The following is a 10,180-nucleotide window of genomic DNA, read 5'->3' as shown; positions in this document are numbered from 1 at the left end:
GAAATCCTTGTTCCGCAAGCCCGAAGTCCGCTACGCCGCCTCCTGACCATCAACTATTTGCCTTACGGGTCAATAATCCAACGTCCGATGGATAATCGTCGGGTGTCGGCGGCCCGTCAAGAGCCCGTGGGTCCGTACAGGCCGGTCAGGAAGCGGTGCACGAACGCCCGGAACTCGCGGCGCTCCCGGGCAGCCGGCGCGCCCGCGGCCAACGCCACGACGTGGCCGTGGGTGGCCCAGACCAGGCTGCGCACGGTGACGTGCGGGGTCGGCTCGACCAGCGCGCCGGCCGCCGCGGCGGCGGTCAGCAGCTCCGCGACCAGCTGGTAGAGCGGCTCGGCGTAGCGCTGGTCCAACTCGGCGTGCCGCCGCGGCTCCAACCAGCGTCGCAGCCACAGCGCGGTGGTCTCCGGGTGGTCCTGGAGGAAGTCCACGAACACGTCGACCAGGTCGTGCAGCGCCCGTCGTGCCGGTTCCGGGCCCGCGTCGAAGGCCGCGCGGGCCCGCTCGGCGGCCTCGGTGAGGACCTGCCGCTCGACGGCGAACACGCGCGCGAAACACGCCTCGTAGAGGGCTGCCTTCGTACCGGTGTGGTGGGCGACCGTGGCGACGTCGACCCCGGCGGCGGCGGCGACCTCCCGCAGCCCGACGGCGTCGAAGCCACGCTCGGCGAACAGCGCGGTCGCGGCGGTGAGCACCACCTCGCGGGTCGGTCGGGCCTGGTCGCGCCGGGGCCGACCCGGACGGCGTCGGGGCATGGTCATGGCCGCCATTGTGCCCCTAGAATCCAGCAACTGTTGGATTGCGGAGAGGATCCGGCGATGACCGGGCTCGACCGGCGGCCCGCGGCCGCCACCGACGCGACGCTGCCCCGTGGTCCCCTGGCCGGGTTCGCCGCCGGCTCGCTCGGCATGGGTGTCTGGGTGACCGTCCCCGGCCTGCTGCTGCTCTACTTCCTCACCGACGTGCTGGCCGTCGAGCCGTGGCTGGCCGGTCTCGCGCTGCTGCTGCCGAAGATCGCCGACGTGCTGCTGCACCCGTGGGTCGGGCATCGCGCCGACGTCGAGCAGGCCCGACGGGGCGAGCGGCGACGGCTGCTGCTGCTCGGCTGCGCCCTGCCGGTCGCGTTCGCCGCGCTGTTCGCGGTGCCCGGCGGCCTGGCCGGCGCGCCCGCCGCCGTCTGGGTGGCGGTGGCCTTCGTCGCCGGCAACCTGCTCTTCGCCGCCTACCAGGTGCCCTACCTGGCCACCCCGGCCGACCTGTGCATCGGCTACGACGAACGCACCCGGCTGATGGCGTTCCGGATGGTCGTGCTGACCCTCGGCATCCTGGCCTCCGGGCTGCTGGCCCCGCTGCTGACCGGCGGCGACGCCGCGACCCGGGGCGGCTACCAGCGCATGGGCGTCGTCCTGGCCGTCGCGATGCTGGCCGCCATGCTCGTCGGCGTTGCCGGCATCGCCCGGCTGCGCGGCGCCGCGCCGAACACCACCGCGCCGGGGCACGGCGGGTGGCGGGCGCTGCGCACCGCCCTGCGCGACCGGCAGTTCCGCCCGCTGGTCGCCGCCTACCTGGCCATGTCCACCGCCACCCACCTGGTCCTCGCCGGGGTGCCCTACTACGCGGAGTACGAGCTGCGCGCCCCCGGTTTGACCACCGTGTTGGTGGCCGCGTTCGTCGCACCGGCGCTGCTGGTCACCCCCGCCTGGCTGGTCCTGGCCCGCCGGGTGGGCAAGCAGCGGGCGCTGCTCGGCGCGCAGGGCGCGTTCGCGGCCGGGTCGCTTGTGCTGGCGGTGGGCCGCCCGGCCGGCCTGCCGGTGCTCGTCGGCGCGGTGGCGGTGCTCGGGGTGGCGTTCGCCGGCATGCAACTACTGCCGTTCTCGATGCTGCCCGACGTGATCCGCGCGGCCAGCGACACCACCGGAGCGGGCACCTACACCGGGGTGTGGACGGCCACCGAGGCCACCGGCGCGGCCCTGGGCCCGTACGCGTACGCCCTCTGCCTGGCCGTGGGTGGTTTCGTGGCGTCCACGGCCGGCGCGTCGCCGACGCAGCCGGACGCGGCGCTCGCGGCGGTCCGCTACGGCTTCGGGCTGCTGCCGGCGGCGGCGATGCTCGCCGCGCTGCTGCTGCAGCGCCGCTACACCCTGGACGCGGCGGCCCGGGCGGTGACCTGAGCGGTCGGCACTAGACTTCGCCCTCGATGGACGACGCCCCGCTCACCCCCACCGAGACCCGCCCGTGCGCCCACTGTGGACGGCCGGTGCCGCAGCGTGTCGGCGCGGGACGGCCGTTTCGCTACTGCCGCGACAACGACGGCGCCTGTCAGCGCGCCTCGCGTAACAGTCGGATGCGCCACCGCAACGCCCCCGGCCTGCCCGGGCAGGTGGCCCGCACGTGGGAGGCGGTGGACCGCCTCGACCAGATCGTCGAGACGTTGACCGAGGCCTTGCACGCCGAACTGTCCCCGGTGGGTGTGCAGCGGCAGCTCGCGCAGGTCCGCGCGGAGGCCGCCACCGAGATCGCGGCCGCGCAGACCGAACGCGACGAGGCCCGCGACGACGCCGAGGCCGCGTCGGCCGACGCGGCCCGCGCCCGCGAGCAGGCCCGCGTGGCCCGCGCCGAGGCCGACGACGCCACGCGACGTGCCGAGGCCGCCGCGCAGCGCGCCGACGCGGCCGACGAGCGCGCCCAGCGGGCCGAGGCCGCCCGCGACCAGGCCCGCCACGACGTCAGCGCCGCCGAGGCGCTGCGGACGCAGGCGGAACGCGACCGCGACCAGGCCCGCGCCGAGGTGCGTGACCTGCGGGCCGAACGCGACACCGAACGGCAGCGCGCGGCCGACCTGACCGTCGAGCGGGACGCGGCGCGCGCCGACGCCGAGCGGGCCACGCGGGACGCCGCCGAAGCGGGCGAGCGGGCCACGCGGTGGCAGGCCGAGGCGCAGGACGTGCGGCGTCAGATCGACCAGGCCCGCGCCGACGCCGCGCGCACCCGCGCCGAGGCGGCGGACTCCGCCCGGGCTCGGGAGCAGGCCGAGCGGGCCCGGGACCGTGCCCAGGTCGCCGCCGCCGAGGCCAACGACGCCCGGCAGGAGGCCGCCGAGCTGGCCGCCCGGCTGCGCGCGGAGCTGACCGCCGCGACCACGCAACGCGACGCTCTCGCCGTCGACCTCACCGCCGCCCGGCAGGCTGCGGCCACCGCCGAGGGCCGGCTGACCGCCCTGACGGTACGACTCGACGCCGCCGAGGCCGACCGGGACGTCGCCCAGCGGCGGGTGGCGCAGCTCGGTGACCAGGTCAGCGATCTGGCGCTGGCGCTGGCCCGCCTGGGCGCCGCCGCCCCCACCGGCGCGGGCGCTTCCGACCGGGATGCGACGCCGGCGCAACCTTGACCACATCCGGGCCGTTAACATCCCCGGTGGCAGTCACGACACGCCACCGACGTGGCCTCCGGCTCCTGGCCGGCTACCCTTGGTTCCGGCCCGCCCGTGGACGCCTTACGCCCTCGGGCGGGAATGGGGCGACGGGAACACGCCGTTACACCCAGAAGACCAGCACCACGAACGAGGGGAAGTCGATCATGGGCGAGCGCATGCTGCGCGGAAGCCGCCTGGGCGCGGTCAGCTACGAATCCGACCGCAACACGGAGCTCGCGCCGCGTCAGACCCGCGAGTACCTCTGCGCCAAGGGCCACCAGTTCGAGGTGCCGTTCGCCGTCGACGCCGAGGTCCCGACGACCTGGGAGTGCAAGTTCGACGGCAGCGTCGCCCGACTCGTCGACGGCAGCGAGCCGGAGCAGAAGAAGGCCAAGCCACCGCGTACCCACTGGGACATGCTGCTGGAACGGCGCTCGATCGCCGAGCTCGAGGACATCCTCGCCGAGCGGCTCCAGGAGGTTCGTACCCGCCGCGGCCGCGCCTGAGCCGCACCCGCACGACACGGCGCCCCCGGGGTTTCCCGGGGGCGCCGTCGTGTGTGTGGATCAGTTGCGACCCGGCTGGACGATCTCCCCCTCGATGGCCCGGCCACCGTCGACGACCACCGGCTGCTCCGGCTGCGGAGGCGGTGTCGGCTGCGGCGCGCCCTGACGCACCCGGACCGTACGCGGCCCGAACAGGTCACCGGCGACCATCGACGACACCCGCCGCTCGGCGGTGCGTTGCACCCCTGCGCGAGCCAACCGGCGCACCGGCGGCACCATCAGCAACAACCCGACCAGACCGCTGACCAGACCGGGTATCGCCAGCAGCAGCGCACCGGCCAGCCCGACGAGCCCGTCGGTCACCTGCCGTCCCGGCGGCTGCCCGGCCTGCGCGGCCGTGCGGAACCCGCGCCAGGCGCGCATTCCCTCCCGGCGCAGCAGCACCAGCCCGAGCAGGGACGCGGCGAACACCAGCAGCACCGCCGCGCCGAACCCCACCGCCCGGCCCACGACGACGAACACCGCAAGCTCCAGCACCACCGTCACCAGCAGGGCCAGCGGCACGAACCTCAGTCCTCGGCGCATCTCACCTCATCGCCACCCCGCGGCACGACACGAACCGCACATCCAGCATGACACGGCCGCGCTCACGGCCACCGCACCTGACCCGTGGGGGTGCCGTTCAGGCTGCGGCGTACCGCCTGCCGCCGGTCCCGCACACCCCACGTGGTGATCCGCCACAGCGCCTCGGCGACGATGCGCGGGCTCATCTTGCTGTCACCGCGTTCCCGCTCGGCGAACGTGATCGGCACCTCCACGATCCGCACCCCGGCCCGGTGCGCCAGCCGCGACAACTCCACCTGGAACGAGTACCCCTGCGAAGTCACCGACCCCAGGTCGATGGCGTCCAGAACGCTGGTCCGGTACACCCGGTAGCCGCCGGTGGCGTCCGAGACGGGCATACCCAACGCGAGACGCGCGTACAGGTTGCCGCAGCGCGACAGCAGCAGCCGCCGCAGCGGCCAGTTCACCACCTGCGCGCCGCTGGTCCACCGCGACCCGATCACCACGTCGGCGTCGCGGGCGGCGTCCAGCAGCGCCGGCAGGTCCTCCGGGGCGTGCGAGCCGTCCGCGTCCATCTCCACCACCGCGTGGTAGCCGCGCTCACGCGCCCACCCGAACCCCGCGAGGTACGCGGCGCCCAGGCCCTCCTTGCCCCGGCGGTGCAGCACCTGCACGTGCGGGTCGCCGTCGGCGAGGGCGTCGGCGATCGCGCCGGTGCCGTCGGGGCTGTTGTCGTCGGCGATGAGGATCCGCACGGCGGGGGCGGCCCGGCGGACCCGACCCACGATCGCCGCGATGTTGTCGGCCTCGTTGTAGGTGGGGATCACCACGAGGACGCGGCCCACCCCGGGCACCTCGTCCGGACGCCGGATCGTATCGGTCGCCTGGATCACGGTTCCTCCGCTCCCGCCGGCGTACCGGCTGCTGCTATCCGGGCACGACCCGCTGGCGGCGGCGCAGCACGCCTGCGCCGGCCAGGGCGGCCACCGCCAGCCCGGCGAGGGCCACCTCCGGCCACCAGCCGAGGCCGGTGGCGAGGGTACGCCCGCTGTCGAGCCGTAGCTGCCGCACCACGACCTCCCGGGTGTTGAACCCGGTGGCATCGCTTACCCGCCCGTCGGGGGCGACGAACCCGGACACCCCGACCGTGGAGGCCATCAGCGCCGGCCGGCCGTGCTCGACGGCCCGCAACCGCACCATGGCCAACTGCTGGCGGGCCTCCGCCTCGTTGAAGGTCGCGTTGTTGGTCTGCACCACCAGCAGCTGCGCGCCGCCGGTGACGGTGTCGCGGACCACCTCGTCGTAGGCGACCTCGAAACAGATCACGTCGCCGAGGACCGCCGGGCCGGCGCGTACCACGCCCGGGGTGCTGCCGGCTACGAAGTCGTTACGGATCAGGTCGACCTTGTCGCTGACCCTGCGCGCGATGTCCCGCAGCGGCACGTACTCGGCGAACGGCACCGGGTGGCGTTTGGCGTAGAGCTGCGCCATGTCCGCGCCGGTGCCAGGCTGCCACAACATGCCCGCGTTGCGGACCTGTCCGGGGCCGGGCCCGAGCAGCACCGCACCGACCAGGATGGGCGCGCGGATCGTGTCGGCGGCCTGGGAGATGCGGGCCCCGGCGGTGGGGTTGCGCAGCGGGTCGATGTCGCTGGAGTTCTCCGGCCACACCACCAGGTCGGGTTGCCGCTCGGCGCCGGCGGCAACCCGCGCGGCCAGCTCCAGGGTGGCGTCGACGTGGTTGTTCAGCACGGCCTGCCGTTGGGCGTTGAAGTCCAGCCCGAGGCGCGGCACGTTGCCCTGCACGATCGCCACGGTGACGGCGTTGCCGCCGCCCGCCGCGGCGACGGGCACCAGCAGGCTCACCGCGCCCACCGCCACGACGACAGCGGCCGGTACGGCAGCCGGCAACCACCACTCGGGCCGGGCCTCGTGGCGGGCCGCCCAGCCCCGCCAGACGGCGGAGACGAGCAGACCACCGGTGAGGGACACCGCGAAGGTGACCAGCGGCGCGCCGCCGAGGGCAGCCAGGCGCAGCAGCGGCGAGCCGTCCTGGCTGAACGCGAGACGCCCCCACGGGAACCCGCCGAACGGGGTGCGATCGCGCAGCGCCTCCTGCCCCACCCACAGCAACCCGGTCAGCGCCGGCCACTCCCAGCGGCCACGGTCGGCCAGCGGGGACACCCAGGCCGCAGCGGCGCCGAGCAGCGCCACGTAGCCGGCCTGCAGCAGGGACAGCAGCACCCACGGCAGGTAACCGGTGTGCAGGTTCGTCCAGGCCAGCATCGGCGCGAACAGCGCCACCCCGGTGAGGAAACCCAGGCCCGCGCCGGCGCGCATCCGTCGCCGGTGGGCGGCGGCGGCCAGCAACGCCACGCCGACGGGCGCGAGCGGCCACACCCCGTACGGTGGGAACGCCAGTAGCAGAGCCAACCCGGCGACGACGGCCATGGGCGCGGCCACGCGCAGCGGCAGCGGCCGACCTGCGGCGACCGGCGCGCTCAGCACCGTGGGGACGTGACTCTCGTCCCGGTCCAGGGTCGTCACCGCAGCTTCACCTCGATCACCCGCCGAAGGCTACCCGGCCGCCACCGCGGCCTTACCCCTGCTCCGCGAGCTTGCACTTTCTATCCCGACACAAGGGGCATTCCCGCCCATCTCGACGACAGAAACTGCAAGATCGGCGAGGTGGTGGGGTGAGGATGAAATCGGGGCGCGGCTGACGCCGCGCCCCGATGCTCCCAGGCCCTTCCCGGCCGGTGGGGCGAGGATGGGACACGCCGACCTTCGGACCGACCAGGCGGTTGACTGGCTGCCCCCGCCGGGCCGTTGTCTACTGGCCGTGCACCTCACCCTGCCCGTACACCGGTAATCGCGGCCGGTTCGCGCCGCCCCGCCGACCCCCGCCCGCTGGACCTGGCCGCCGCGACGATGACGCTGAAACAAGTCGCTCGGCCAGCGGACGAAGGGACGAAGCGAACAACAGCCGCTTCCCATGGTAGGACTCAAAGACGGTACGTGCTGCACCCCGTCTCCTGTCAACCCACCCCCGGCCTGTCGTGTGTTGCGCCACGGCGTGTCGGGTCGGCGTGTCTCACTGGGCGCCCAGGTGGTGACGCAGCAACGCCTGAGCCACCGTCCGGTGCTCCTCGGCGAGCAATCCGCTGGCGGCCAGCACGTAGTCGACGTCCACGACCGCCCGGGCGGCACGGGGCAACGCCCACCCGCCCGCGTGGTCGGCCAGGACCGCGGCCAGGACCTGCCCGGACGCGTCGACGGGCGCGTGCCGCAGCACCCCACCGGAGCCCACCAGCAGCCGCACGTCACGCAGGTCCCGCCCGGCCCGCTCGCCGGTGGCGACCCCACGGGCGTGCCGGCGCAGCGCCACCGTCGCCGCCAAGGTGGCGATCCGCGCGTCCACGGCCCGTTCGACGTCGTCGGCGGCCAGGAACGCCGGGTCGGCGGCCCGCCGGGCGGCGGCCACGCCGAGGTCGTCGGCGTCGGTGAGCAGCCGCTCCTCGACGGCGGCGCGGACGACCCCGGGGGCGCTCCACCGCATGCCCAGATCACCCTCGACGGTGCGGGCCCGCCACAGGCTGCCCGCGACCTCCCGGCCCGGCCCGGTGGCCCGCTCGTCGGGCGTGAGAACCGAGTACACGTCGGTGGTGGCCCCACCCACGTCGACGACGGCGAGGTCACCGCCGATCGTGTCGGCGAGCACCTCCACCCCGGTCAGGACCGCGTCGGGCGTGGCCGCCCGGACCAGACGGGTGAAACGGGTGCCCCGGGACAGTCGTTTACCGCCGATGACGTGCCGCAGGAACACCGCGCGGATCGCCGCGCGCGCCGACGCCGGCGCGAGGACCCCGATACGCGGCAGCACGTTGTCCGCGCCGCTCACCGGCACCCCAGCGGCCTCCAACAGCCCGATCAGCTCGGCACGCACATCGGCGTTGCCGGCCAGGACGACGGGTGTACGCCAGCGGGCGCGGGCCAGCCGGGTCGCGTTGTGGCAGATCGTGTCGGCGTCGCCGCCGTCGGTGCCACCCACCAGCAGCACCACGTCCGGGCGGGCCGCCCGCAGCGCGGTCAGGGCCGCCGCGTCGAGCCGCCCGGCGGCCGTGTGCACCACGTGCGCGCCGGCCGACAATCCGACCCGCCGGCCCGCCTGCGCGGTGACGAGGGCCTCGTAGCCGATCACCGCCAGCCGCAATCCACCGCCGGCCGACGAGCAGACGTACCACGGCATGGCACGCGCCCCGAGCCCGGCGGTGGCCGCCGTGGCCGCGGCGTCCAAACCACGCAGCACGTCGCTGCCCACCGTGGTGGGCGCGGCCGCCGCGCCGACGAGGACACCGGCGGCCAGGTCCACCACGGCCGCCTTGGTGTACGTCGAGCCGACGTCCGCGCAGACCGCCAGGGTCATGACCCGGCGGGTACGACCACGGTGCCGGTCGCGGTGACCGCCACGATCGGCGGGTCCAGGACCTCGGCAGCGGACTCGGAGCGGTCCGGGCGGCCCCGGCACACCACCGCGCAGCTCAACTCCAGGGTGCGGCTGCGGCTGCCCACCCGGGACACCTGCGCCGTCACCTCGACCACGTCACCGGCCCGGATGGGCGCCGTGAACCGCACATCGGAGTACCCGGCGAACAGGCCCTCGTCGCCGTCGGTGCGGATGCACACCTCCGTGGCGACGTCACCGAACAGTCCCAGGGCGTACGCGCCGTCGACGAGGTTGCCGGCGTAGTGGGCGTGCGCGTACGGCACGTACCGCCGGTGCGTCACCGTCAACCCGAGCCGCGCGTCGGTCATGCCATCGCCTTCCGTTGCGTGATCAGGGCGTACACCAGGTAGCTGGCCACCTCGCCGGGCGTGGTGCCCCGACCGAAGATCCGGTCCACGCCCAACTCGTCGGTCATCGTCTCGTCGAAGCGGGGACCGCCGACGATCAGCAGCGGCCGCCGACCCGCCGGCATGGCCTCCCGGAACGCCGCCGACATCTCCCGCGTGTTGTGCAGGTGCGCGTCGCGTTGCGTAACAACCTGCGACACGAGCACCGCGTCGGCCTTCTCCGCCCGCGCCGCCTCCACCAGCTCCGGGACGCTGACCTGTGCGCCCAGGTTGGTGACCTTCAGCTCCCGGTAGTACTCCAGGCCCTTCTCCCCCGCGATGCCCTTGACGTTGAGGATCGCGTCGATGCCGACGGTGTGCGCATCCGTGCCGATGCACGCGCCGACCACGGACAGCTTGCGCCGCAGCCGCTGCTTGATCACCGTGTTGACGTCCTTGGCCGACAGCAGCGCGAAGTCCCGCTCCACCACCTGCACCGCGTCCAGGTCGACCAGGTGGTTGACCCGCCCGTACACCACGAAGAACGTGAACCCGTCGCCCATCGGTTTGGCGTGCACCACCATCCCCGGGTCGATGCCCATCTTGTTGGCCAACTGCACCGCCGCGCCCTCGGCCCGCTTGTCATGCGGCACCGGCAGGGTGAACGACACCTGCACCATGCCGTCGCCGGTGGTGTCCCCGTACGGGCGCACGATCTGCTTACTCACGCCACCGCCTCGCGGTGGCGTAAGCGCCTGGCTGCTGTGCTGGCCGGTTCGCTCGCTACGCTCGCTCATTGGTGCACCCTTGTCTCACTCGGGCCGATCGGGGTTCGAGTGCACCGGTGACTGTCGGGCCATCG

The 10,180-nt window shown here is 74.4% G+C and carries 10 protein-coding genes; 3 read left to right on the top strand and 7 right to left on the bottom strand.

The genetic code is table 11. The features are described 5' to 3' along the window. Positions 1 to 116 precede the first annotated feature (116 nt). Positions 117 to 764 carry a TetR/AcrR family transcriptional regulator gene (locus ACLQ24_RS26780; protein ID WP_425894478.1) on the bottom strand — a complete coding sequence of 216 codons (648 nt, stop codon included), beginning with the start codon at positions 762 to 764 and terminating at the stop codon, positions 117 to 119. Between the two features lie 57 nt (positions 765 to 821). Here ACLQ24_RS26780 and ACLQ24_RS26775 point away from each other — a divergent pair, with 57 nt between their 5' ends. From ACLQ24_RS26775 to ACLQ24_RS26765, 3 genes are all read left to right on the top strand, one after another. Continuing rightward, a complete protein-coding gene (locus ACLQ24_RS26775; RefSeq protein WP_425894477.1) occupies positions 822 to 2,174 on the top strand; it encodes an MFS transporter in 1,353 nt (450 codons plus the stop codon). A 26-nt stretch (positions 2,175 to 2,200) separates the two neighbouring features. Then, the gene (locus ACLQ24_RS26770; protein WP_425894476.1) at positions 2,201 to 3,391 is read left to right on the top strand and encodes a hypothetical protein; all 1,191 of its coding nucleotides are present in this window, start codon (positions 2,201 to 2,203) and stop codon (positions 3,389 to 3,391) included. A gap of 188 nt (positions 3,392 to 3,579) precedes the next feature. Then, a complete protein-coding gene (locus ACLQ24_RS26765; RefSeq protein WP_046564157.1) occupies positions 3,580 to 3,921 on the top strand; it encodes an RNA polymerase-binding protein RbpA in 342 nt (113 codons plus the stop codon). Positions 3,922 to 3,981: 60 nt separating this feature from the next. On the opposite strand, the gene ACLQ24_RS26760 is transcribed toward ACLQ24_RS26765, so the two are convergent. The 6 genes from ACLQ24_RS26760 to ACLQ24_RS26735 form a co-directional block, all read right to left on the bottom strand. Further along, positions 3,982 to 4,506 (bottom strand): FxsA family protein, encoded by a 525-nt coding sequence (locus ACLQ24_RS26760; RefSeq protein WP_425894475.1) that lies wholly within the window; start codon positions 4,504 to 4,506, stop codon positions 3,982 to 3,984. A gap of 62 nt (positions 4,507 to 4,568) precedes the next feature. Further along, positions 4,569 to 5,378: a polyprenol monophosphomannose synthase gene (locus ACLQ24_RS26755; protein ID WP_425894474.1), complete on the bottom strand. Its 810-nt coding sequence runs from the start codon at positions 5,376 to 5,378 to the stop codon at positions 4,569 to 4,571. Positions 5,379 to 5,412: 34 nt separating this feature from the next. Then, the gene (lnt, locus tag ACLQ24_RS26750; protein ID WP_425894480.1) at positions 5,413 to 7,023 is read right to left on the bottom strand and encodes an apolipoprotein N-acyltransferase; all 1,611 of its coding nucleotides are present in this window, start codon (positions 7,021 to 7,023) and stop codon (positions 5,413 to 5,415) included. A 556-nt stretch (positions 7,024 to 7,579) separates the two neighbouring features. Continuing rightward, positions 7,580 to 8,911: a glutamate mutase L gene (locus tag ACLQ24_RS26745; protein ID WP_425894473.1), complete on the bottom strand. Its 1,332-nt coding sequence runs from the start codon at positions 8,909 to 8,911 to the stop codon at positions 7,580 to 7,582. Beyond that, on the bottom strand, positions 8,908 to 9,300 hold the full coding sequence (locus tag ACLQ24_RS26740) for a hotdog domain-containing protein (protein ID WP_425894472.1): 393 nt from the start codon (positions 9,298 to 9,300) through the stop codon (positions 8,908 to 8,910). Before ACLQ24_RS26740 ends, ACLQ24_RS26745 begins: the two co-directional genes overlap by 4 nt. Further along, entirely contained in the window at positions 9,297 to 10,031 is a 735-nt protein-coding gene (locus ACLQ24_RS26735) for an OAM dimerization domain-containing protein (RefSeq protein WP_425894479.1), read from the bottom strand. Before ACLQ24_RS26735 ends, ACLQ24_RS26740 begins: the two co-directional genes overlap by 4 nt. Positions 10,032 to 10,180 lie beyond the last annotated feature (149 nt).

The sequence above is a fragment of the Micromonospora sp. DT4 genome, assembly GCF_049841675.1.
Taxonomy (GTDB): domain Bacteria; phylum Actinomycetota; class Actinomycetes; order Mycobacteriales; family Micromonosporaceae; genus Micromonospora.
This window is presented reverse-complemented; position numbering and strand designations above follow the sequence as displayed.

Coding starts and splice junctions, on each gene's coding strand:
- ACLQ24_RS26780 (WP_425894478.1), bottom strand. CDS start 764: ATGACCATGCCCCGACGCCGTCCGGGTCGGCCCCGGCGCGACCAGGCC.
- ACLQ24_RS26775 (WP_425894477.1), top strand. CDS start 822: ATGACCGGGCTCGACCGGCGGCCCGCGGCCGCCACCGACGCGACGCTG.
- ACLQ24_RS26770 (WP_425894476.1), top strand. CDS start 2,201: ATGGACGACGCCCCGCTCACCCCCACCGAGACCCGCCCGTGCGCCCAC.
- ACLQ24_RS26765 (WP_046564157.1), top strand. CDS start 3,580: ATGGGCGAGCGCATGCTGCGCGGAAGCCGCCTGGGCGCGGTCAGCTAC.
- ACLQ24_RS26760 (WP_425894475.1), bottom strand. CDS start 4,506: ATGCGCCGAGGACTGAGGTTCGTGCCGCTGGCCCTGCTGGTGACGGTG.
- ACLQ24_RS26745 (WP_425894473.1), bottom strand. CDS start 8,911: ATGACCCTGGCGGTCTGCGCGGACGTCGGCTCGACGTACACCAAGGCG.
- ACLQ24_RS26740 (WP_425894472.1), bottom strand. CDS start 9,300: ATGACCGACGCGCGGCTCGGGTTGACGGTGACGCACCGGCGGTACGTG.